Raw genomic sequence first — 24,807 nt, forward strand, 5'->3', positions numbered from 1 at the left:
TCGCCCTAATAGCTTATCTTAGTCGTTTATCGGAATAAGATACCAAATTAATATTGCAACGTCATTCTGGCATTCACAATACCGGGTTTATCATCTTTGTCCACGGATATCTCAGCAACGCCAATACCATGCTTTTTGTTCAAATCTTGCAACCACAAAACCAGACTATTGAAAGACGCCCCCTCGAGCCAAACACGTAACTTTCGATCACCGCTGGGTTCCAGGCGCTTTACTTCCAGACTTTGTCTGGAGGCAGACCCCGAAACAGTGGAGACGAACTCATCCGCGGCAAGTGACTGGCCACGCCCTGCACTGTTCTCAGACATCATTTTTGCATTTTTCACGTTCGATTGAACAAATTGCAATACCGCCTGACTGTCAAGCATATCCCGGTGTGCATCTTCGAAGTAGCGTTGTGAAGGTAGCCAAATCATTGCGTAAATCAAAACAATTGAAACGACTACTGCAAGCAGCTGCAAAACTTTTTGGTCTCTGGCCGCCAATCCGCCGTAGTATTTTACTACCTGCTGAATTACCGGCATCTTAATCAACTGATCTTTAACTGACATTATTCCATACACCTGAATCATTAAGCCTTGTCTGGATCTCGGTCTTACTCTTGGATTTACCGCTGAGCTACGGTGAGTCGTCCCCGAATATAGTCTTTTTCTTTTATTGCCGAGCTGATTTTAGCCTCGTAACCCTCACCCGCAATACCTGATTTGAGGCGATCCAACTGATCCAGGGATTGTGCATTTAACTCAAGTGTCAATTCCGAGCGCTGCTCACTGAAGTTAATACTCTTGAATTCAATGGACTTCCCATTATTTGAAACTGATTTATAATGCTGCCCGGCTTCAGACAACACATTCAGGAATTCGAAGTTCCCGCCCTGGTTCTGAGCCGCTCTCAGTTTGGATTCCAAATATTTCTTAACATTATGCTCGGTTACCCTTCGGTCGTCAGGGAAATGCTTTTTGTATTCCTGGAATGCTGACGCCCTCAAACTATCCGCTTGGGTTTGATAATAAATACCTTTACCAACATTCAACGATACCTCGCTGACCAACCAAAGGAACCCCACTGCAGCGACACCCAGCCATTTTCGCCAATGGGAATTGGTCGCCTCCTTTTGTTTGAACTCCCCCAGACAAAAATCCAATGGAGAATCACTCCGGGAATATTTGCCTGCAACCAGAAAAGACAACAACGATGATGAAAAAACATCCTGCTTGAGATCCATACCTGAAATTTGTTCAATTGCAGCGAGATCGATAGCATATTGCTCTTTTTCGGCACCATGTAAATAGATCGACACTGGAATATCTGTTTTTACCTCCCCGGCATCAAACATTTGGCGAATTGAATCCATCAAAAGCGGAAGATTACGGATATCTACCTTACAAAACCCATGCTGCCCATAGTTAACCAACGCCTGTTGATCATCTAAAATCACAGATACAGTACCATCTTGCCACGGCACCATATCCCCCTCGGCAATAACTTGATCCAATACCAAGTTTGAACTTTTTAACGCGTCGAGAATGGCTGCAAAGTACGCTTTGTTAATTACTGCGACAGGGTATTTCCCAATTTTATTCTTTTTACCTGGCACCAGATGGACTTCTTCAAGGTCTTCAGCCAGCAACTCCTCCACAGCAAAAGGCAATGCTTGCGCGACATAGCGTTGCTGCTTGGCCGGGACAGCGACCTCTGCAGTGAATACACGCTCTGCCGGAATCACGCCGATGACCGAAGCCTGGGATACATTTTGTTGCTGCAACACCGTTGCAATTTCCTGAACAGATAACGCTGCACCATCTGCTATGCGCTCACCTGTTGCATCCGTTAACACCCAATTGAATAATGGCTCTGCAGACAGGCCAGCGGCCTCCTCACCAAGTGCGGCAGGTACTGTTATCGGTTTTAAGAAGAGCTTATAAGCCATACTGAATCATCCAAACGCGTTTCTGTGCACAAGCAACTTTCATACAAGACTTCACAAGAAGACTTGTTCTTTTGTTATGATATATTTTTGACCCTGGTCACGATTCAAGGTCGTCATTTTTCCCTGATTATCCCGATGAACCTGGACGACCATTCTTGAAACTTGGTCTGCGACCTGAATACGGATCGATATTTCAAAATACTCCGAATTCACTTTAAATCCCGTCGCAGGTCGAGGAACCCCTTTCAAAGCATCCAACTGAAACATCTCATCTACGGATTCGAAATAATCTTCTTTACGGAGCTCAAGGACGGATTCTGCATCGGCCTCAGAGACCTTTTCAGAAATTGCCATCAACAGCGCTTTGGAGCAGGTATTGAGATTTACCCCTCCTGACCCAGTGGGCAATGTACTGATGTGGGGCAACAATAACTGATAATCCGCCACAGTTATACCATCAATCAATCGCAACTCACTTTCATGAGCAAACCAGCTGTTCGCTGTGCGATAAGGGGTCTCATAGATGAGGTAGGCATCTTCTTCCGCTCCTTTGTATTGATAACTCTCATCGTCCTGATCGATCCAGTCTACAATCTTCTCTGCATTAATACTTTCAATAGCCAATCGATCAAGCAAAGCCTGAAAATAAATCACCTGCTCCTTAACGACTTTACCATTGGCATCTACGAGTTCGTTAAGATTGAAGCGCCCCTGAAGATCATCAATCTGAACTTCGATAGTCCCTAATTCAAGCGGTAGCGCTGCGGCATATTCTGCCCAAACCTCCTTCTCATGATCGACAATTTTTTTATTCTTACGATCATCGTCACTATCCTGCTTAAGCACTTGTCGTGCAAACGCCTCTGCACCAAGCGCCAATTCTACGGCCTGCATCTGAATAAATTGATTCGTTGACCGCTTCACAAAGAGATTTTGTTGTCGGGCCATACTGCCAGCAATGATCATAACAATCGCCATCACAAAGATAACGATTATCAGCGCAACACCCGTTTGATCACGAACCGGCGCATTTCCGGATTGAGGCAGCGTCGTTTTAGCTGGTGAAAAGCTTGAAGGAGAATTATTTTTCAACCTGATCTCCATCAACTCCTGCCCCCTTGCTATCACCATCTCCAGTTCCATCGCCGCCATCTTTCTCCTGGACGGTTCCCCGCCGAAACTGGACCAAGGGATAAGTCTGGTAGACTTCGCCAAAAAGTGGCGAAGTCATGGTAATCATGATCGCTTTGGGTAACGTGTAAAATCGGTATGTCGAGTCATCTCCACCTACATTACCATCTGTGGGCCATTCACTGACCCAACGATTATTCTGTACAAGAAACTGTATTTTGATGTCATCAACATCTTCAAGCAGCACTTGTTCCCGGGGCTGACTATCCTGAGCTCGATCCAGAACAGGCCAATACCAGCGAGTCAACCTGTTATCTGCAAACTCGTAGGCCACACGTTGTAATTCGCTTCGAAACTGGTTAAGGGGGTTTCGCCACCCCTGACGGGTTAGCTCCAATTTATAAAAGGTGTTACGGGTGCTCAGCGCATAATCCATATCGCCATATTCTGTGCGAACAGGTCGGCTGGTCAGCTGCACCATATCTCTTTGTAAAACCAGGAACGCACGCTGGAGCGATTTAATCTGTTCCGTTCTTTTCATCAATGTTTTTTGGGTATTGATCGTCATGTTCAAAACCGACCAAACCCCCAGCCCGATCAAAGCAGTTATCGTTATCGCGATAAGAACCTCAATCAGCGTGAAGCCATTTACCTGACTTTCTTTACCGGGTACCATCACTTCAATACCGCCCGATAAAGCCAATGAAATCCAGTTCTTTAATGGCGTCCCCTCTGTCAGGACGCCGGAACACTTCCAGCTCTACACGAACCATGTTTGGATCCTGTGTGGCGATAACTTTGGTGATCAGATTCCACTCTATATTCGCGAAATCCAAATTTGATTTCGATTGGCCAATTTTGGGGATCTTACCACTCAATCTCAATTCAGATATGGTGTTTTGAGCAACCAGTGCCGCCAACGTCTTATGTTCAATTCTCAACACCGAATTGACATACTGAGAATTTGCTTTCTGGATTGTCACTGCGACAATAGCAAAAATAGTCAAAGCGACCATAACCTCAAGCAGCGTGAAACCAGCACTCAGCCGGGTAACCCCTATGCGATTTAGTGACCCCGAATCAGTTTTCAAACTCATCAATCTCTTCACCGGGTAACGCTAACTGAATACCGTTAAATCCGTTAGACCAGATACGATATTGAACATCACTATCATTTTCGATTTGTAACGATATTTTAAAGGGTGTCACTTCTTCACTTGAGAACAGCATGATATCCGGTATTTTCAGATCTTCTTGGTCATTTACTTCGTCTTCGCTGTCGCCCAAACTGACCTTTTCACCGACTTCCCTTTCCAGTTCAATCGCAAGCCATTCAGGGAATTTTACGGGCCTCAGAAATTCTACACCAGCAGTAAGCCATCGCTGCTTTCGATCCTCATATTGCAGGAACTCATAACCTTCACTGTCTATGGTTAGACCGATCTCGGTGTTTCTGAGAACAGCCTCCTCCAGACTTAACATCAGAAATGCATGCAGCTTGCGACTCTGTTCTTCAAGATCTCGATTTAAAGAATTTGATGAGATTGTTACTACAGCAACACTCGCCAACAGCCCGATTAAAACGACGACCACCAATATTTCAATCAAGGTAAAGCCTGCGGACTTGCTTTTGAAAGCAACACGGGGTTGAATTGAACAAAGCGCTCCTGATTGTGCGATCAGCATGTTATTTCCAGACTTGATAATGGCTTTTTATCAATACTTGGCGTAGCGGACTGCGTATTTTGGACAACACTATCGTTTAATCCAGATTATTGAACGTAATATCTGCCGCATCGCCCTCACCACCTTCCTTGCCGTCGGCGCCGTATGAATACAGGTCGAAAGGACCACTGCTACCCGGTGCAAAATACTGGTATGGGTTATCCCACGCATCTTTCGGAACACTCGGCAAATACCCGTCTTTGTTCCAGTTTTTTGGTTCAGGAAATCCTGACGGTTTGGTGACCAGTGCTTCAAGCCCTTGTTCAGTGCTGGGGTAATTGTAATTATCTAATTTGTAGAGATCTAAAGCATTTCCAATATTTCGCAACTGCGCTTTAACCGTACCTACTCGTGCTTTATCACCTTGATTCAGCACGTTGGGTGCAACAATGGCCACTAAAAGCCCGAGTATTACCATAACAACCATGATTTCGATCAGGGTAAAACCCGAGCTTTTAGCTCTGAACCCAGTTGACAGATTTGCACGCCCCACAGATTTAAATGATCTCATTTTCGCTTTTCCTGTTACTCAAATACCCTAAATTTATACTACGCTTCCAGCTCAACTGAATTCTACAAAAGCGCTCGATTGAAAGCGCAAATTACCACGTCCTCTTTGTTCAAGAAGATTATCCAACCAGATTGCTCATATTCAGAATTGGCAACATAATCGCCAAAACAATTATCATGACAACGCCCCCCATAAATAACAACATGAGTGGCTCAAACAGACCCACAATAGTGGTTACCAACCCTTCGAGCTCAGCATCCTGATTCCGCGCAGTACGATCAAGCATCTGATCAAGCTCACCGGATGATTCACCACTGGCAATCATGTGGATCATCATCGGAGGAAAATAGCCTGTTTGCTCCAAAGAGCGATTCAAGCTCCCCCCCTCACTGACCGTTTGCGTGGCTTCGCCGAGGCACTCTTTCAGGTATTCATTACTTAATACTTCACTGGAGATGCGCATAGCATCAACCAAAGGCACACCACTACTATTCAGTATACTGAGCGTGCTGACATACCGCGCAGCATTCATGCCCCGTGACATCTTCTTGATGAATGGCCACTCCAGAAGTTGTTTGTGGATCAATAACCGAAAGGGCTTCTTGGTCATCATAAACCTGAACCCGGCAATACATACACCCAGAACAATCAATAAATACACACCGTAAGCCACTAAAAAGTCACTGGCTGCAAGTAACGCCTGGGTCAAACCCGGTAGCTCCTGACCATTATTCACAAACACTTTTATGATATCGGGAACAACATAGGCGAGCAGAAACACCACGATAGTGATTGACACGAGTGTGAGAATAATCGGATAAATCGCGGCGAGCTGTATTTTTTGTCGGGAATGCTGGCGCGCCTCGGTATAATCGGCAAGCTTGTTTAACACCAGATCAAGATGACCTGCATGTTCACCGGCAGCAACGGTAGACCGATACAATTTCGGAAATGCATTGGGAAACTCACCAAGACTATCGGCCAGTGTATAGCCTTCCAAAACTCGAGCCCGAACCGCCATCATTAAACTTCTGATTCGGGGTTTTTCATTTTGTTGCGAAACCGCACTTAACGCCTCTTCCAGGGGAATACCGGATTGCGACAAGGTTGCAATCTGGCGGGTTACAAGCGCGAGGTCTGCCGCACCAAGACTTGTTCCCCGACGCTGAATACCCTGATCCGAAGCTTTGTGCTTTTCCGAAGTCAGCTCCACCTCAAGCGGTGACCAGCCCTTGTCCCGGAGTTGCTGCCTCACCTGCCGGGCACTATCCGCCTCCAGAATTCCTTTTTTTTGGCGCCCATTACTATCCAGCGCTTTAAATTCGAATGCCGCCATAACTACAAGGCCTTACTTAGGTCCATCATAAACACCATCTGTATCGTTGTACTTATTCCTACAATTGTACTTATTCCTACAATTCTACTTATTCCTAGAATTGTACTTAACCTTTATGGGTGACCCGTACGACTTCATCTATGGATGTAATTCCGCGTAATATTTTATCGACACCATCTTGATGAATACTTGGGCCCAGCTTGCGTGCCTGTTTCTCAAGTTCCATCTCGCCTGCTGTGCGATGAATCAAATCCCTCAGAATTTCATCAATTTTAACCACTTCATAAATACCGAGGCGGCCTCGATAGCCGAGGTGATTACACTCCGAACACCCGGTTGCCCGATAAACTGTCGGAGGGTTAGTTGCATCCACTCCCAAGTATCGACAGTATTCCTCATCGGGGGTATACGGCTCTCGACACTCTTTGCACAAGACCCGAACAAGACGCTGAGCGACAATACCGATGATACTTGATGAAATCAGAAACGGCTCGACCCCCATGTCGATCAAGCGTGTAATGGCCCCAACGGCAGAGTTTGTGTGCAAGGTTGAGAGCACCAAATGCCCGGTCAAACTGGCTTGAACTGCAATCTCTGCTGTTTCAAGATCCCTGATCTCACCGATCATAACCACGTCAGGATCCTGACGCAGAATGGCTCTTAATCCACGCGCAAAGGTCATATCAACCTTATTGTTGACCTGCGTTTGACCAATGCCGGGCAGATTGTACTCGATAGGGTCTTCAACAGTTAAGATGTTTCGGGACTTGTCATTGATTTCAGACAGAGCCGCATACAGGGAGGTGGTTTTACCTGAACCCGTTGGGCCAGTAACCAGAATAATACCGTGGGGCTGATGAATTAACTCTTTCAGGATCTGGAAATCTCGTTTGGTGGTTCCCAGCCCTTCCAGTTTAAGACGACCTGCCTGCTTGTCCAGAAGTCGCAATACAATTCGTTCACCATTGGCCGAAGGCATTGTTGAAACACGGATATCAACTTCACGACCTCCGACACGCAATGAAATTCGCCCATCTTGTGGAACGCGCTTTTCAGCGATATCCAGCTTGGACATAACTTTGATCCGGGAAACCAACAAAGGTGCAAGCGCTCGCTTTGGCTTAACCACTTCACGCAACACTCCATCCACGCGAAACCGGACAACCAGTTGTTTTTCGAACGTTTCAATATGAATATCGGATGCGGACGTTTTAATTGCTTCCGTAAGAATCGCATTTATAAGTCGAATGATAGGAGCATCATCCTCCTGCTCGAGGAGATCTTCTGTTTCCGGGACAGAGTCCGCCAGACGAGCCAGATCTAGCTCATCCCCCAATCCTTCTACCATTTGCATCGCTTCGGCAGAATCATTTTGATATGCCTGGGACAATATTTGATCAAAGTCCGCTTCACTGACCTCTTCAAACGGGATTTTCCCGCCGGTCATTCGGTTTACTTCAACGATGGCCGAAATATTGATTCCAGGCTTGAAGTAAAGGGCTTGAGTGCCGCCTGACTTATCCTCGGTCAGCGCCAGGACTACGCCGTGCCGCTTGGCGAACGCAAACGGCAACCGGTCAAAATGTTCAATTCTATTCTCTGTCATACGACAATGTACCAGTCGATATTCTAAATTATTATTCCAGACGAAACGGGAGCTGCTGCTAAACTGCAAGCATTTAACACGCGCCAATACAGCGCCTCGAAAAGTGCCTACATACTGTGCCAAATATGTGACAATAATGTAACACTGCGCGGAAATCTTATTCTAACCTGCCCTCTAACACATACAAGTTAACGCTTTGTAATTGTATCGGAGCTGTGATCAGGTTGGTAATCAGCAACTTTTCGCTTCCTTGGCGTGCAGTTTTGCAATACTATTCGCCGACTCAGACTGATCATTATTTGTGACCATTACCCGCTAAGCAAACAAACGACATCAATATGGCCTTAATTACCCGCAATTTCCATTTAGTGGCGCTTATCATCCTTGTCATGCTCATGGTCGCATCCTTGTCCTATCAGGGACTGAATTTCTACCAAGATCTGAGTGTTGAAAAACAAACAAAACCTGTTATCGAAACGCGCCCCACAAACATCCAGACTAACCTGAAAATCAACATCCAGCAGTATAATCTTTTTGGAAATCCTGCCGCCCAGACTCAACCGAAGCCGGTACAACAGGATACTGAAAATCTACCGCAAACCAATCTCAAACTGACCTTGAGAGGCGTTTCTTATTCAGATGAGAACAAGGTCGCCAGCGCACTGATTGAAGGGCCTGATCGTAAAACCGAAACCTATCAAATTGGCGAAAGCATTGCGGGAAATACCGCTTTACACGCTGTATACCCGCAACGCGTGGTATTGAGCCGCAACGGCGTTTTGGAAAACCTTTATTTTCCGGAACTGTCCGACACCGGATTTGTGGCATTTGAACCTGAGCCAGATCCCGAACCTGAGCCGGACTACAGCACTCAGTATGCTGAGGACCGTGCTTCCCAGGCAATGGAACCGGAAGAGGAGAGCGAGCAATCACCCGCAAGCAATGGTCTCTCCGAAGAGCGTAAAGCGCAAATTCGTGAAAAACTTGAAGAACTTCGTAAACGCATGAACCTGTCGCGCCAATAGAGCACTCAATCCCGCTGCGCACTTAAAGCTACCGTATCAAACCGTAGTTGCAGATAATTATTGCTGACAACAAAGGCAGGCAATAATTGCACAGTTCGAACGTGTTTCTGATACCAAGCAAGTTATGTGCATCACGATAATGGGATATTCCCAGAATTCTGGCATTTTTCCGCTATAGTGAATGTATGCTTCGACTTACATCTTTTTTATCACTCAACATTACCAAATATTTCTACTTGTTCGCCTGTATTGCTCCAATTGCACTCGCGATTGAGCTCAATGCCGGGCTATTGGCCTATGTAGAAGAAAAGTTTGGCACTGACGCCAGATTACGCCTGGTTGACTGGCAAAAACTCGCCAATACCAACAAGGCATTACCCGAATTGGAACAGGTTTCCCTGGTTAACGACTTTTTTAACCAAAGAGTCTTTATTTCCGACATAAAACACTGGGGGCGCGAAGATTACTGGGCAACGCCCGTTGAAATGTTAATCACAAATGCCGGTGACTGTGAAGACTACTCGATTGCAAAATACTTCACCTTGAAAGACATGGGCATATCCGAAGAAAAAATGCGGATTACCTATGTCAAAGCGCTCACCTTGAATCAAGCTCACATGGTTCTGGCATACTACCCCACGCCGGACGCCGACCCACTGATACTCGACAATCTTAACAAACAGATTAAACCGGCTTCCGCCCGCACCGATCTCGCTCCGGTATACAGCTTTAACGGTGAAGGACTGTGGTTGTCGCGACTCCGGGGTCAAGGGAAACGAATTGGGAACGCAGACAAACTTGATCGCTGGATGGACGTAAACAAACGCTTATTGAACGAGTTAAAGTAATTTATCTGATATACACTCTTTATTGCTGTTTTAGCGATACATTTTCTCTCTAGATAAAAATATTTTCACCAATTCATAACTAATCCCTCGGTCGATTTTTCTGTTTATACCAAACTTTACGTTGACGTTAACGTAAACTAGCGAAATAATAGTCTTTAACGAAAACAGCAAAAATACTTTTTACATTAACTACAGTGGCTAAGTACTTACTCAGTGGCACCGATATATCCAGAGCAATTTAATATGACGCCTAAAACGTATTCAATCAGCGAGTTGGCCAAAGAATTCGACATCACTACACGCACGATACGATTTTACGAATCCGAGGGACTCTTGAGCCCGGAGCGACAAGGGCAAACACGGATATACAGCGATCAGGATCGGGTCAACCTGAAACTCATATTACGAGGCAAACGGCTCGGCTTCAGCTTGGCGGAGTCCCGTGAATTGATCGCTATGTACGACCCTAAAAGCGGAAATATCAAGCAGCTACAATCACTGCTTAACAAAATAATCGAAAAAAGAACCGCACTGGAACAACAACTACACGACATCCGCGTTATGCAACATGAACTCGATGAAGCGGAAAATCGCTGTCTGGACGCACTGAACCAAGCCCAAATAAAGGAAAAATAAAATGTATTACAACTCTTTAAACTTCGGCTTTGACGAAACCATCGAACTACTCCGTGACCAAACACGACAGTTTGTCGAAAAAGAAGTTGCACCAATCGCCGACAAAACAGACAAGGAAAATGAATTCCCAAATCACCTTTGGAAAAAATTCGGTGACATGGGCTTGCTCGGGATGACCGTTGATGAAGAGTATGGTGGCACCAAACTGGGTTACCTTGCCCACACTCTGGCAATGGAAGAGATCAGTCGAGGTTCGGCATCAATCGGTCTGAGCTACGGAGCACATTCAAATCTGTGTGTGAATCAAATATTCAGAAATGGCAACGAAACACAAAAACAGAAATACCTCCCGAAACTGGTATCCGGTGACCATATTGGCGCCCTCGCAATGAGCGAACCTAACGCCGGAAGTGACGTCGTGAGCATGAAGCTCCGCGCCGACAAAAAAGGCGACCGCTATCTGTTGAACGGCAACAAAATGTGGATCACGAACGGGCCCGATGCAAATACTTATGTGATCTACGCAAAAACAGACGTAACGGCGGGGCCCCATGGGATTACTGCATTCATCGTAGAACGTGATTTCCCCGGTTTTTCCAGATCACCCAAGCTCGACAAACTCGGCATGCGAGGCTCAAACACCTGCGAACTGGTTTTTCAGGATTGTGAAGTCCCTGGAGAGAATGTTTTAGGTGGTGAAAACAATGGCGTAAAAGTGCTGATGAGTGGGTTGGACTTTGAACGGGTTGTACTATCCGGTGGCCCAGTCGGACTCATGCAAGCCTGCCTCGATCAAATTATCCCTTATATTCATGAACGTAAACAGTTTGGCCAATCAATCGGTGAGTTCCAGCTTATTCAGGGAAAAGTCGCAGACCTGTATACCACGCTCAACGTAAGTCGTGCCTACCTCTACGCTGTAGCACAATCCTGTGACCGAGGCGAAACAACACGAAAAGATGCTGCAGGTGTCATCCTCTACTGTGCAGAAGCTGCAACACGGTGCGCACTTGAAGCGATCCAAATACTCGGTGGCAATGGCTATATCAACGACTTCCCAACCGGGCGATTCCTGAGAGATGCCAAATTATATGAAATAGGCGCTGGTACTTCAGAAATTCGACGTATGCTTATCGGTCGGGAACTGTTCAAAGAAACCAGCTGAACAATGATTTTATGACAATCACAACGTCTGCATAAGTAAAGCGTTTCGCACCCGACACCAGAATCACAGGATCTACCGATATGACCACTCTGTTGAGCAAAATAGCAACCAACTCAACTGAATATCAAACTCGATATCAGCAAATGACAAGTCTGGTTGAAAACCTTCAAACCACCTTGGCGAACGTACTTGAAGGTGGTGGCCGCCCGGCACAGGAACGCCACATTGCAAAGGGGAAGCTATTGCCGAGAGAACGGATCAGAGTGCTGCTTGATCCCGGGTCACCGTTTCTGGAACTCTCACCATTGGCCGCCCATGAGGTATACCCGGATAATGTCCCTGCAGCAGGCGTAATAGCAGGTATCGGCCGAGTCAATGGTATCGAGTGTATGATTGTCGCAAACGATTCCACCGTAAAAGGCGGAACATACTACCCGATGTCGGTAAAAAAGCACTTAAGGGCACAAACAATCGCTGAAGAAAATAACCTGCCCTGCATTTACCTCGTCGACTCCGGCGGTGCGAACTTGCCACAGCAGGACGATGTTTTCCCGGATGAAAACCATTTTGGCAATATATTTTACCGGCAAGCGACCATGTCGGCGAAAGGAATTCCGCAAATCGCCGTGGTACTGGGCCTGTGTACCGCGGGTGGTGCTTACGTTCCCGCGATGGCCGATGAAAGCATAATGGTCAAGCAACAATCGACCATATTTCTTGCGGGCCCCCCCTTGGTTAAAGCTGCCACAGGCGAGGATGTCAGTGCAGAAGATCTTGGCGGTGCCGACATCCACTGCAAGATCTCCGGTGTTGCAGATCACTACGCGGAAACGGAAGAGCATGCATTACAAATTGCCCGGAACTGTATTTCACGCATTAATCGAACAAAGCAAGTCAATGGGGATGTTCGCGAGCCCAGAGACCCCAAATACGCCCCGGAAGAGCTTCGTGGTGTTGTACCCGTCGACGTAAAAACGCCGTACGATGTACGTGAAGTGATTGCTCGAATCATTGATGAATCCGACTTCGATGAATTCAAAAAGCAGTTTGGCTCGACGCTGGTCTGCGGTTTCGCCCGAATCTGGGGTTACCCGGTAGGCATCATTGCCAACAATGGCGTACTTTTTTCTGAGTCCGCTCAGAAAGGGGCGCATTTTATCGAATTATGCTGCCAGAGAAAAATTCCCTTACTCTTTCTACAGAATATTACCGGTTTCATGGTCGGAAAAAAATACGAGGAAGGAGGCATCGCAAAGCACGGTGCAAAACTCGTCAATGCCGTAGCCTGCGCCCAAGTCCCTAAACTGACCGTCATCCTGGGCGGCAGCTTTGGTGCCGGTAATTATGGCATGTGTGGACGAGCCTATCATCCAAGATTTCTATGGATGTGGCCCAATGCCCGAATTTCGGTTATGGGTGGAGAACAGGCCGCGGGTGTACTTGCACGGGTAAAGCGCGACGGTATCGAACGAAGGGGCGAAACCTGGTCGGAGCAAGCCGAACACAAATTCAAAGCACCGATTCTCGACCAGTTCGAACAGCAATCACATCCATTCTACGCCAGCGCCAGACTTTGGGATGATGGCGTAATCGACCCTTCTGATACTCGCAGAGTACTGGGCCTGGCACTCTCGATCAGCCACAACGCTCCAATTGCTGAAACACGATTTGGTGTGTTTAGAATGTAAGGTAAGTAACCATGTCAAATTTGAAAAACCAGCGTACCGACAGCCCTCTACTCTTCCAGGTCGAAGGGTCAGTGGCAAAATTAACACTGAACAAACCAGACGTTAGCAATGCGTTCGATGCCGAACTCATCCGCCTGATAACGACGGCAGTAACAACAGCAGAACAGGACAAAAATGTTCGCGTTATTGTGTTGCAGGCGAATGGCAAACATTTCTCGGCAGGGGCAGACCTTCAGTGGATGAAGAGCATGGCCAATGAAAACTATGATTACAATTTTGCCGATGCAAAGCAGCTTGCGCACTTGATGCAAACATTGAATAACTGTAGCAAGGTGACCATCGCACGGGTCCAGGGTGCAGCCTATGGCGGGGCAATCGGTTTGATCGCCTGTTGTGATATTGTCGCGGCGACGGCTGATGCCAGGTTTTGTTTGAGTGAAGTCAAACTGGGGCTCAGCCCTGCAGTCATCAGTCCGTTTGTTATTGAAGCGATCGGGGTGAGACAGGCGCGCCGCTATTTCCTAACCGCAGAACGATTTGAGGCTAAAAAAGCGCTTGAATTAAATCTTGTTCATTCAGTATTCGTCACCGAAACAGAGGTTGATGAGCAAATACAAACCTGGTGTCAACAAGTTTCCCAAAATGCGCCAAGCGCACTGCTCGCTACAAAGCATTTGATTAAGCGTGTTTCAATCGAAACTGATACCGAGTCTATCTCCGATTATACCTGCAATTTGATCGCAACATTGCGGGTTGCTGAAGAAGGTCAAGAAGGTATGTCCGCATTTTTCGAACGCAGATCACCAAATTGGAACGGCTGAGCTGCATTTAACGATTTAGAATAAAACGCAAACGAGAAGCCCCATGTTTACAAAATTATTAATCGCGAATCGAGGTGAAATTGCCCGCCGGGTCATTCGCACTGCAAAAAAAATGGGAATCGAAACCGTTGCCATCTATTCAGACATAGACTGCAACAGCCTCTTTGTACATGAAGCAGATGAAGCTTACCGTGTCGGTCCCGCCACTGTATCCGAAAGCTATCTCGCTATCGACAAAATAATCGCGATCGCAAAAGCGTCTGGCGCGGAGGCAATCCATCCCGGGTATGGATTCTTGTCGGAAAATGCACAATTTGCCGCACGCTGTGAGCAAGAAAACATTGTATTCATCGGCCCAAAATCGACATCCATTGCTGCGATGGGTAGTAAGAGTGAAGCCAAAAGCAGACTCCAGGTTGCGAATGTACCTTTAATTCCAGGGTATCACGGAGCCAATCAAGATACGGGTTACCTCCAGGAGCAAGCCAGAGCAATAGGCTACCCGGTTTTACTGAAAGCCTCTTTAGGCGGGGGTGGAAAGGGCATGCGGGTTGTCGAATGCGACGAAACATTTCAAGCTGCCCTGTCCGCTGCCAAGAGGGAAGCACACAAAGCATTTGGTGATGACCACATTTTAATAGAAAAATATATAGCCTCGCCAAGACATGTCGAGGTCCAAGTATTTTTTGATCACCACAAGAGCGGCGTATTCCTTCAGGACCGGGATTGTTCCATCCAGAGGCGACACCAAAAGGTCATCGAAGAAGCACCAGCACCCAACATAACACCAGAAACCAGAAGAAATATGGGTGAAGCTGCGCTGCGCTGCGCAGAAGCAATCGATTACATTGGTGCGGGTACAATTGAATTTTTGTTGGACTCTGCCGAGAATTTCTATTTCATGGAGATGAACACTCGCCTTCAGGTTGAGCATCCCGTGACCGAAATGATTACGGGGGTTGACCTTGTTGAATGGCAAATTCGAGTCGCATCGGGAGAGCCATTACCCTTGAGCCAGGAAGATATTAAAACACACGGCCACGCGATAGAATGCCGCCTGTATGCTGAAGATACAGCCAAAGGCTTTATTCCGGATGCAGGCTACCTTGAACACCTTAAATTCCCCCACACCTCTAACGAAGAACCTGACCTCCGCGTCGATACCGGCGTTCGACAGGGAGACGAGATTTCGGTGTATTACGACCCGATGCTGGCAAAACTGATTTGCAGAGGCGCTAACCGAAATCAAGCCATCACGCGCATGGGGAAAATGATCCATGGGACACAGGTCAGCGGACTTGAAACGAATTTAAGCTTCCTTGGAAACATTCTTAAATCAGGTGATTTTCACCAAACAAAACTGAGCACACACTTCATCAACGATAACCTTGATGCGTTGATCTCACCATCGACTGTGTCCCGGGATATATTATTGCAAGCAGCAATTGCGCTGATCAATCACACAATGGAACAGCAAACAGCACCGCCGGTTAGCTCTAGCGACTGTTATTCTCCGTGGCAATTGAATGATGCCTGGACGGCGACAAATGGTCACCAACAGCACCTCAAACTCTACTACGGTAATTCATCGTTCCATTTCCAGTGTATTTTTCAAGCTACGAGCGAGGAATTTAACGCTGACTATGCCCAGAGCAATCGCAGTAAAGGGCGATCTTTTACCCTGCTACCCGGACCAGATCCAGAACCCGACGGTCTTGCACTTGAAATTGAGACCAAAATTGACATCCGGACACAACGCCATAACGATACTTTGATGGCTCAACTCCCAAATCGGACGATAATGATTAATTCCATTGTCAACGAAGGCCATTTAAAGATTTTCCATGAGGGAGAGTGCTGGACATTCGAACGCTCACAAACCCACGCGCTTCACGAAGACCAGCAGAATCAGAACAACCTGGTCGCCCCCATGCACGGAAAGATCAGCATGGTGCTTGCCCGACAAGGCCTTGCGGTTAAAAAGGGAACACCGCTCGTTATAATGGAAGCGATGAAAATGGAACACACCATGACGGCGCCTTTTGATGGCCATGTCGTGCAAGTGTGCTGTCACCCGAACGACCTTGTCGAGGAAGGTCAAGAATTGATTGAACTACAACCCGCTGAAGCGCCAATCTCAGATTCCGGGGAGGATTAGTCACCATGCAAACCAAAGACACGGTGAGCATTACCGAAGTTGGCCCCAGAGACGGATTGCAGAATGAGCCAAATATCATTGCACTGAGCACTAAAATCCAGTTGCTGGAGAGATTAAAAGAGGCCGGCTGCTCATCGATTGAGGCAGGTGCATTTGTTTCTCCTAAATGGACCCCCCAAATGGCGGATTCAGCACAAGTTTTTGCTGAACTGGCTAAACAGCGCGCTGATCAAACCGCTCAATCCCGTTCTAATAGTAAAGTCACCTATTCCGCATTAATTCCCAATATAAAGGGTCTGGAACAGGCGATGCTCAGTCCGCCGGATAAGATTGCGGTATTTACGGCGGCATCGGAAACATTTAGTCAGAAAAATACCAACTGTAGCATTCAAATCGGGAATGAACGGGTAAACGACATAATCAAAGCACTTAAGACATACGCCCCGAATCAAACCATTCCAGTTCGTGGCTACATATCCTGTGTAGCCGGTTGTCCCTATGAGGGGAACATCGCCCCTTCAGTTGTTATCAAACAGGCAGAACATCTACTCGCTGCAGGTTGCACCGAAATAGCATTAGGCGATACTATCGGGGTCGGCACCGCCAAGCAAATTCAAAGCCTCATTAACGATTTGGCCCGTTCAATCCCGGTATCCAAAATAGTAGTCCATTTCCATGACACATATGGGCAAGCTTTAGCCAACATTCTAGCCTCGCTGGAAGTGGGTGTTCGCCAAATCGATACATCTGTAGCAGGACTCGGCGGCTGTCCATACGCAAAAGGCGCGACTGGAAACGTTGCCACAGAAGACGTGGTTTTCCTGATGAGGGGCATGGGCCTGGAAACCGGCATCGATATTGATGCGCTTGCCGCAACAGGCCACTGGATATGTCAGACCCTCGGTATTTCAAACCGCTCACGGGCAGGCCAGGCACTGCACGCAAAATTATAATAGATCCATGGAGAATTAAAGATGTCCAATCGTACAATCGATCAGCGTACCGCGGACCTCCCTCCCCAAGTCGCAACTACGCCCTTGTGGAGCCCCAAAGCAGACACCATTGAAAACTCGAACTTGACCAGCTTTATACAATTTTTGCAGTCACGATTCGATCATTTACCGTTTAGTTGTCCTGCACGCGATTATGAAGCGCTTCACAAGTGGTCTGTTACAAATAAAGCAGAATTCTGGAGTGCTGTTTGGGATTTTCACGAAGTTAAAGGCAACTACAACTCCAAGCATATTCTAAGTGACTCGGCAAAAATGCCGGGTGCTCGATGGTTTGAGGGTGCAACGCTCAATTTTGCAGAAAACTTGCTTCAAGGGAATGAGAATGATCTTGCGTTAATCGCAACAGATGAAACAGGATCGAGCCAATCACTAACCTACGGCGAACTCAGAGAAAACGTTGCTGCGTTAAGGTCCGCTTTGCAAAAATCCGGCGTATGTTCCGGCGATCGGGTAGCAGGCTTCCTCCCCAACTCCTCCTATGCGGTTATTGCGATGCTTGCGACTGCCAGCCTCGGGGCAATTTGGTCATCCTGCTCACCTGATTTTGGTTTGCAAGGCGTTATCGATCGTTTCGGACAAATCCAGCCCAAAGTCCTGATCGGCACCAATGGATACCGTTATAATGGTAAACTGATTGATACGACAGAACGGGTTCGTGCAATTTCAGACGAGCTTCCCTCATTACAGCAACTTGTTGTTGTACCCTTCGTTCCTGAAAACGAAACGGCTCCCCTCCCCGAAAGCGCTTTAACCTGGTCAGCGTACATAGAGAATCAACGTGCAGAACTGGAATTTACCCCGATGCCTTTCTCGGCACCGCTTTACATTATGTATTCGAGTGGTACAACGGGGGTACCCAAGTGTATCGTTCACTCTGCAGGCGGGACACTTCTACAACACCTGAAAGAACTGTCACTACATGCGGACCTTAAACCCAATGATCGCATGTTTTACTACACCACGTGCGGCTGGATGATGTGGAATTGGTTAATCAGCGCGCTCGCAGTCAAAGCAACGGTTGTGCTCTATGATGGATCGCCATTTTATCCAGACGGAAACGCGATGATGGACCTGGCTGAAACACACCGGCTAACGATTTTCGGTTCGAGTGCAAAATACTTCTCAGCACTCGAAAAAGGTGGGTTTAAACCCAAAGACAGTCATGATTTCTCAGCGCTGAAATCGATACTATCAACGGGTTCTCCACTTTCACACGAGAGCTTTGATTATATTTACCGGGACATAAAAGCCGATATTTGCCTCTCAAGCATCTCGGGTGGCACTGACATCATTTCCTGTTTTGCCCTTGGTAACACTGTGCTGCCAGTCTACAGGGGAGAATTACAGTGTATCGGTCTGGGAATGGATGTACATTTTTATGATGATGAAGGTAACCCTGTAACCAATGGACGTGGTGAACTGATTTGCAGATCCCCCTTCCCGTCCATGCCTGTTGGCTTTTGGAATGACAGTGAGGGCAAGAAGTACCACGATGCCTATTTTTCAAGATTCGAAAATACCTGGGCCCATGGTGATTTTGGCGAAACAATAATACACGGGCAAATTGAAGCTGAAGATCCCCCATATCAACGAAGTGTCGTGATTCATGGTCGTTCAGATGCGGTTCTTAATCCGGGTGGTGTAAGAATTGGTACAGCAGAGATCTACCGTCAGGTTGAAAAAGTCGAGGCCGTATTGGAATCCATAGCAGTCGGACAAAAATGGTTAGATGACGTTCGGGTAATACTCTTCGTCCGCCTCAGAGACGGCATTCACCTGGATGATGCGCTCACCGCGCAGATCAAGTCAACCATTCGACAAAATACGACCCCCAGGCATGTACCCGCAAAAGTAATTGAAGTTGCAGATATACCGCGGACCATCAGTGGCAAAATCGTTGAACTGGCAGTCAGAAATATTATTCACGGGGAAGAAGTAAAGAACAAAGATGCACTGGCTAATCCTGAGGCCCTCGATTTGTTTTCTGACCGTCCAGAGTTAAAAACCTAAGATCTCCAGCAAACCGCAACGCTAACAGAGCTATTTACAACCTGCCCATAGGTGCAAAACCCGAAGGGACAGCAACCAATACAATAAGGACAAACATGAAAAATACAGTTCTAATTACCGGCGCAAGTAATGGCATTGGCAAAGGATTGGCCTATGAATACGCAAAACGTGGCTGTGATATCGCTCTGTTAGCACGCAACGAAGATTCATTACAAAATATCGTTTCCGATATACAGAAGCGATTTCCAACCGTAAAAGCAAAGTACTATATTTTGGATGTTACTAAGACGGACACAGTTTTGACCACTCTTGAACAAGCTTTCGAGGAATTTGGCAAAATGGATATCGTCATTGCAAACGCCGGAATTGCGGGAGGCGGAAAAGCCGGATCCGGTAAACTGAGTGAAGATATTGCGATATTCGAAACCAACGTAATCGGCGCGATAGCTACGATTGATTCGGCAGTTAACCTGCTTAAACGACAAGGCGAAGGCCAGATTGTAGCGATATCTTCAGTTGCTGCATTTAGGGGTCTACCGGGCGCTGGAGCATATTGCGCATCAAAAGCAGCTCTAAGCACCTATATGCAATCACTACAGGCAGAACTCCAACCAACGCCCATTTCCAGCACCATTCTCTATCCAGGATACATTGATACCGACCTGAACAAAAACATGAAAAGCCGCCCCTTCCTGATCACAGTTGATGAAGCGAGCCCTATTATCGCAAACCTGATCGCCCGAAAAGTGAAAAGAAGCACAGTGCCCGTCTACCCATGGAAATTCATAGGCACCCTGCTTAGAGTCTTACCCGATAGTTTGTTTTCAGCCAAAAAATAACGCAGACCCCGGGAGGTCCGCCTGGGTACAAGTTTCAATTAATTATTGACCACCGGTCATTTAAGCTAGTATTGTGGTTGTGCCAAACATCTAACCCCTACACAACCCGACTCTCACTTTTAATAGGGTTCATGCATGATTACGCTTTATCAATACGAGATCTCCCCCTTCTGCGACAAAGTCCGACGCGTTTTAAAATACAAAGGACTTGAGTATAAAATTGAAGAAATATCGCTGCTAGACACCATTTCAGGTCGACTGAAAAAGATATCGGACACAGGAAAAGTACCGAGTATTGAAGTTGATGGACGACGAATTACCGATTCCACTGAAATCGCGCATTATCTTGAAGCTCATTATCCAACCCCGCCTTTGATACCCGAGGACAAACGCGAACAAGCACTTGTACACGTCTTCGAAGACTGGGCTGATGAAGCGTTATACTTCTATGAAATGCAGCTCCGCTTTATCGTTAAAGAAAATGCACAAAAATGGATACCTAAAGTCGCAAAAAATGACCCGGATTTTGTTAAATGGATTGCCCCTTTAGCCGTACCAGCCGCAATGGCAAAAGTGACTAAAGCGCAAGGTGTGGGCCGCAAATCGATCACCACAATCAAATCTGAACTCGATACCCATTTCAACTCGTTGAACAATTGGCTGGAAAATTCAGAATGGCTGGTTGGCGATAAGATCACACTCGCAGATATCTCTGTGTTTGTGCAACTTTACTGTCTGGTTGGCACTGAGGAAGGCAAAGCGATAATGGAGCAGTACCCGCGCGTTCAAGACTGGATGAATAGAGTATCAGAAGCTACCGAATAGTAGCGCACATGAGAGAAAACACGCTCCCACTATGAAAGCGGGAGCGTGGCAAAAGCCGAAATAAGCCGGTTTCCCGGCATCTCTACTTAGATGGGGCCGCCACCTCCACCTCCACCACCAGATCCAGAGCCTGAACCTGATGGAGTAGGCGTGGGCGTTGGCGTCGGTGTGGGCGTTGGCGTCGGTGTGGGAGTGATAGACGTATCATTGATCAGAATGGATGCCGTCTGACTTGTATCATCATCCAACGTAATCTTAACCGTCTCATTTCCCTCAGACGTCTGATCTGCTTTTATCGGTATATCTACCTGAGCAGCGTCACTACTTATTACCGCTGAAGTTGGTAGTATCCCGAGCGTATCATCCACATCATCAGTGGTGATTCCCGTCAACACGAACGTTACAGTCGTGCCGTCGCTTACACCCGTTGTGTTTATCAAGAACGTCGCAGTTTCACCTTCATTTACCGTCGTCTGATTCGCAACTACAGAGTACGTTGGAGACGGCGTCGGTGTTGGCGTCGGTGTTGGCGTCGGCGTCGGTGTTGGCGTCGGCGTCGGCGTCGGCGTCGGTGTTGGCGTCGGTGTTGGCGTCGGTGTTGGCGTCGGTGTTGGCGTCGGTGTTGGCGTCGGCGTCGGCGTTGGCGTCGGCGTCGGTGTTGGCGTCGGCGTCGGTGTTGGCGTCGGTGTTGGCGTCGGTGTTGGTGTTGGCGTCGGTGTTGGCAGCTCACCATCCGGAGGATTGTTATTATTCAAATTATCCTGGATTTCTTGATCAACAGCCTGGTTCACCGAATCTGTGGTCGTGAATTGTGTATTGAATTCACCACTATCCTGAATGATATTTCGAACCGTGTCTCCAGTATTTCCGTCATTAACCAGTTCACGAACGCGAGTACCAATATTTCCAATTTGATTGGAAACTTCTTTTACAACAATATCAAAAAGCGCTCGATTTTCATGATTATTGGTCGTCTCCCCTCTAACCTGGCGCACGGTATTCAGGTTCTGAGCAATAATGTTTGTAACAACCGAAGCAATTACTCTCAACTGATTCGCAGCATTAGCAACGCCAGGGTCACTTGAACCACTTTTTTCAACAAAGTCATCCGCCAATAAGGAAAGCCCAGTTCCCGCGAGCCCGAGTTCGTTCAATAACTGGGCTTCAAGATCTTCCAAAGTTGTATTTGGATTATCTTCTTGCCTGAGACGCAATATTGTTGTAAGCGGACTCAACACTTCACTGTTGGGTGGTGCTTGAATGGTAAAACTATTACCGTCATCTGCAGTTGTATCCGGGTCATCAATAAACACTCCGGGATTATCCATATCAATTGTCAAACCGGGGATGACTTCACCGACGATCGGCATATTCTCCTGTCGCGTCAGGGTGAACCTGGCCACACCGAACTCATCTAACTGTGTAACATTGGACTCCTCACCTTCATCACATGTCTTATTCAGGTTTGCATCATAACAAACTCTCAAGCCATCGAGATAACCATCAATGGCGATACCGACTAATTCATCCGGAGTCTCTCCACCGCTTGAATTATTATCGCTATCACTACACCCTAGTAGCCCCCCACCCAGAACAGCAGAAATCGCCGTACTGAGCACCAGTTTTTTGAACGCCATTTTTTATCTCCTATACTTTTCTCAGAGGGCTTCGAGTCAATGACTACACAAAGCGGGCTCTGTTTCATCACGTGGTAAATGATAGTAACTACACAAATCGCGGGACATCATTGCTACAACCCGTTCGGCGCTATCGGCGAGAACTAGAGACACCCCACATCCTCAGGAAATACTGATTCTTTAAATCACAAAGTATGGATTAAAATATACAAACTGCCAGTTATTCGAGCGCAAATCAGTCAGATTGGCTGATTAAATGAAAAAAACGTCTACAATGAGGGACGTGCGGCTAAAAATAAGAATTGAAAGTACGATTACCACTAACTTCATCTGCAGTTATCAAACCACCCAAACAGTCATGGACTACCTGTAACTTAATGTGTCACCACCTCATTCACATTGACCAATCAATCGGTAAAGTTACTACCTGCAGTGTCATAGCCGACCATACCGGCTGGAGGATATTTCACATCTTATTTTTGCGAGCGGGTTCTGCCCTTCAACTTACAGTTCTTTTTGGCCTGCTGTGCTCTTTGGATGCATATGCAGATCCCTGGCTTGATAACCAGGATGCTCGCCTCCGACACTCCCTTTATGTAGGCTTGGAGTATGGTGTAAGCCAATCTCCTGTTTCCACTTGGCCAATGCTTTGGGGAAATTATGCAGGACGGGCTGATTTCAGCTACTCACAACTACGCCATACTGAACATCCAGACGCATCCAACATTCAACAGGAAACCTTAAGTCACCTTCAGTTTACCGACAGACAAGCCCGCGGTGATGGCATTCAAATCGAAAAAAAGAGCACAATGGCCTCTGGTTACAACCTGAATCCGGGATTCTCGACACCATGGCAGGAGAAAAAAACACTTGCACTCAGCATTAGCTATAACAATGATTTCTCAGCCTCCCAGCTAAGCGTTGAAACAGCCGATGATCCATTCGACAATAAAAAATTTCGTTTCGATAACTCATACGTTTCGTTAGCGTTCTCCAATTGGGTCGTGGGTGCGGGCACACAGACCCAATGGTGGGGTCCGGGCTGGGACAACAGTTTGCTGCTATCGAACAACGCAAGACCTAGCCCATCCATATTCTTGCAACGAAATTACTCAAAGCCTGACCGAGATCCAGCCTATCATTGGACGGGTAACTGGCAATTAAGAACATTTATTTCCACGCTGGAACAGAGCCGGGAGGATAATAAGGATTTATTGTCCGGAGCCAGATTGAACAGCCGATTTGGTCAATCCCTGGAACTTGGACTGTCATATCTCATGGAATGGGGGGATAAGAAAAAAACTGAAATCAATCAGAATTCCCGCACAAGCAACAGCGTAAGCCGTTTTGGATTCGATATCAGCTACTCTGTGTCTGTACTCGACCAACCTGTTCAGATTTATGGCCAGTTTGTACAAGAAAATGATAGAGGTCAAAATAGTCACAACAACTACGAACTCGTCGGGATTTCTACACACTTTTCGTACGGAAAAAACCAATACCGGTTATTTCTGGAGGCAAATGACACCCGCAAGAATCTATTACAGCAAAATCAAATTCCAAACTATACTTACCGGGGACGGAGCATTGGCGCGACCTTCGAAGGTGCGCGACAAACGTCATTGGGGCTCTTTCGCTTTCACCCTGGTGGTTCAGAAATTTACTTAAAGTACAGTCAAATCCGAGATGGCAAACGAGCAATTAACTACGCCGCACCGGATCAGTTTGGCATAGTCTCGCTAACGTTTAAATTCCCTCTAATGAATAGCTATGTCAGCACTGCCGTTAACTATTCAGACAACGCTATCGGGCTCAAAAAAGACAATCAACGAGAACCTAAATTCTCAGCATCATTACAATGGCAATATAGATTTAAATAAAGGTG

General features: G+C 46.8%; 22 protein-coding genes. 12 read left to right on the forward strand and 10 right to left on the reverse strand.

Annotated elements, in window-relative coordinates; all coding sequences use genetic code 11:
* Nucleotides 1-47 precede the first annotated feature (47 nt).
* The 9 genes from gspM to gspE all read right to left on the reverse strand — a co-directional run bounded on the left by gspM (nucleotide 48) and on the right by gspE (nucleotide 8,257).
* Complete coding sequence (gspM, locus tag OLMES_RS13965; protein WP_157678304.1) at nucleotides 48-569, reverse strand: type II secretion system protein GspM; 522 nt, start codon at nucleotides 567-569, stop codon at nucleotides 48-50.
* A gap of 56 nt (nucleotides 570-625) precedes the next feature.
* On the reverse strand, nucleotides 626-1,948 hold the full coding sequence (gspL, locus tag OLMES_RS13970) for a type II secretion system protein GspL (protein WP_087461832.1): 1,323 nt from the start codon (nucleotides 1,946-1,948) through the stop codon (nucleotides 626-628).
* A gap of 51 nt (nucleotides 1,949-1,999) precedes the next feature.
* A complete protein-coding gene (gene gspK / locus OLMES_RS13975; RefSeq protein ID WP_087461833.1) occupies nucleotides 2,000-3,100 on the reverse strand; it encodes a type II secretion system minor pseudopilin GspK in 1,101 nt (366 codons plus the stop codon).
* Nucleotides 3,030-3,782: a type II secretion system minor pseudopilin GspJ gene (gspJ, locus tag OLMES_RS13980; RefSeq protein WP_157678306.1), complete on the reverse strand. Its 753-nt coding sequence runs from the start codon at nucleotides 3,780-3,782 to the stop codon at nucleotides 3,030-3,032. Before gspJ ends, gspK begins: the two co-directional genes overlap by 71 nt.
* On the reverse strand, nucleotides 3,760-4,176 hold the full coding sequence (gene gspI, locus OLMES_RS13985; protein ID WP_087461835.1) for a type II secretion system minor pseudopilin GspI: 417 nt from the start codon (nucleotides 4,174-4,176) through the stop codon (nucleotides 3,760-3,762). Before gspI ends, gspJ begins: the two co-directional genes overlap by 23 nt.
* Nucleotides 4,160-4,765, reverse strand: coding sequence for a type II secretion system minor pseudopilin GspH (gene gspH / locus OLMES_RS13990; protein ID WP_087461836.1), 606 nt, complete (start codon nucleotides 4,763-4,765; stop codon nucleotides 4,160-4,162). The genes gspI and gspH overlap by 17 nt, the downstream gene beginning before the upstream one ends.
* A 76-nt stretch (nucleotides 4,766-4,841) precedes the next feature.
* Complete coding sequence (gene gspG, locus OLMES_RS13995; protein ID WP_087461837.1) at nucleotides 4,842-5,315, reverse strand: type II secretion system major pseudopilin GspG; 474 nt, start codon at nucleotides 5,313-5,315, stop codon at nucleotides 4,842-4,844.
* Nucleotides 5,316-5,433: 118 nt separating this feature from the next.
* A complete protein-coding gene (gspF, locus tag OLMES_RS14000; protein WP_087461838.1) occupies nucleotides 5,434-6,651 on the reverse strand; it encodes a type II secretion system inner membrane protein GspF in 1,218 nt (405 codons plus the stop codon).
* Nucleotides 6,652-6,757: 106 nt separating this feature from the next.
* Entirely contained in the window at nucleotides 6,758-8,257 is a 1,500-nt protein-coding gene (gene gspE, locus OLMES_RS14005) for a type II secretion system ATPase GspE (protein ID WP_087461839.1), read from the reverse strand.
* A 338-nt stretch (nucleotides 8,258-8,595) separates the two neighbouring features.
* Between gspE and OLMES_RS14010 the strand changes: the two genes are divergently transcribed.
* The 11 genes from OLMES_RS14010 to OLMES_RS14060 all read left to right on the forward strand — a co-directional run bounded on the left by OLMES_RS14010 (nucleotide 8,596) and on the right by OLMES_RS14060 (nucleotide 21,285).
* Nucleotides 8,596-9,282 (forward strand): type II secretion system protein N, encoded by a 687-nt coding sequence (locus tag OLMES_RS14010; RefSeq protein ID WP_087461840.1) that lies wholly within the window; start codon nucleotides 8,596-8,598, stop codon nucleotides 9,280-9,282.
* A gap of 185 nt (nucleotides 9,283-9,467) precedes the next feature.
* Nucleotides 9,468-10,130: a transglutaminase-like cysteine peptidase gene (locus OLMES_RS14015; RefSeq protein WP_087461841.1), complete on the forward strand. Its 663-nt coding sequence runs from the start codon at nucleotides 9,468-9,470 to the stop codon at nucleotides 10,128-10,130.
* Between the two features lie 243 nt (nucleotides 10,131-10,373).
* A complete protein-coding gene (locus tag OLMES_RS14020; protein ID WP_087461842.1) occupies nucleotides 10,374-10,766 on the forward strand; it encodes a MerR family transcriptional regulator in 393 nt (130 codons plus the stop codon).
* Between the two features lies 1 nt (nucleotide 10,767).
* Nucleotides 10,768-11,931, forward strand: coding sequence for an isovaleryl-CoA dehydrogenase (locus tag OLMES_RS14025; RefSeq protein WP_087461843.1), 1,164 nt, complete (start codon nucleotides 10,768-10,770; stop codon nucleotides 11,929-11,931).
* An 80-nt stretch (nucleotides 11,932-12,011) separates the two neighbouring features.
* Complete coding sequence (locus OLMES_RS14030; RefSeq protein ID WP_087461844.1) at nucleotides 12,012-13,619, forward strand: carboxyl transferase domain-containing protein; 1,608 nt, start codon at nucleotides 12,012-12,014, stop codon at nucleotides 13,617-13,619.
* An 11-nt stretch (nucleotides 13,620-13,630) separates the two neighbouring features.
* On the forward strand, nucleotides 13,631-14,440 hold the full coding sequence (locus OLMES_RS14035; RefSeq protein ID WP_087461845.1) for an enoyl-CoA hydratase-related protein: 810 nt from the start codon (nucleotides 13,631-13,633) through the stop codon (nucleotides 14,438-14,440).
* Nucleotides 14,441-14,483: 43 nt separating this feature from the next.
* Nucleotides 14,484-16,598, forward strand: a complete 2,115-nt coding sequence (locus tag OLMES_RS14040; protein ID WP_087461846.1) for an acetyl/propionyl/methylcrotonyl-CoA carboxylase subunit alpha — start codon at nucleotides 14,484-14,486, stop codon at nucleotides 16,596-16,598.
* A 5-nt stretch (nucleotides 16,599-16,603) separates the two neighbouring features.
* The gene (locus OLMES_RS14045; protein WP_087461847.1) at nucleotides 16,604-17,551 is read left to right on the forward strand and encodes a hydroxymethylglutaryl-CoA lyase; all 948 of its coding nucleotides are present in this window, start codon (nucleotides 16,604-16,606) and stop codon (nucleotides 17,549-17,551) included.
* Between the two features lie 21 nt (nucleotides 17,552-17,572).
* Complete coding sequence (locus OLMES_RS14050; protein WP_087461848.1) at nucleotides 17,573-19,621, forward strand: acetoacetate--CoA ligase; 2,049 nt, start codon at nucleotides 17,573-17,575, stop codon at nucleotides 19,619-19,621.
* 95 nt (nucleotides 19,622-19,716) lie between these two features.
* Complete coding sequence (locus OLMES_RS14055; RefSeq protein ID WP_087461849.1) at nucleotides 19,717-20,460, forward strand: SDR family NAD(P)-dependent oxidoreductase; 744 nt, start codon at nucleotides 19,717-19,719, stop codon at nucleotides 20,458-20,460.
* 135 nt (nucleotides 20,461-20,595) lie between these two features.
* Nucleotides 20,596-21,285, forward strand: a complete 690-nt coding sequence (locus tag OLMES_RS14060) for a glutathione S-transferase family protein (protein ID WP_087461850.1) — start codon at nucleotides 20,596-20,598, stop codon at nucleotides 21,283-21,285.
* Nucleotides 21,286-21,371: 86 nt separating this feature from the next.
* Here OLMES_RS14060 and OLMES_RS28340 read toward each other — a convergent pair whose 3' ends face one another.
* A complete protein-coding gene (locus OLMES_RS28340) occupies nucleotides 21,372-22,922 on the reverse strand; it encodes a hypothetical protein (protein ID WP_198342980.1) in 1,551 nt (516 codons plus the stop codon).
* Nucleotides 22,923-23,455: 533 nt separating this feature from the next.
* Between OLMES_RS28340 and OLMES_RS14070 the strand changes: the two genes are divergently transcribed.
* Entirely contained in the window at nucleotides 23,456-24,802 is a 1,347-nt protein-coding gene (locus tag OLMES_RS14070) for a capsule assembly Wzi family protein (protein ID WP_157678307.1), read from the forward strand.
* The last annotated feature ends 5 nt before the right edge of the window (nucleotides 24,803-24,807 follow it).

The organism is Oleiphilus messinensis (genome assembly GCF_002162375.1).
GTDB lineage: Bacteria > Pseudomonadota > Gammaproteobacteria > Pseudomonadales > Oleiphilaceae > Oleiphilus > Oleiphilus messinensis.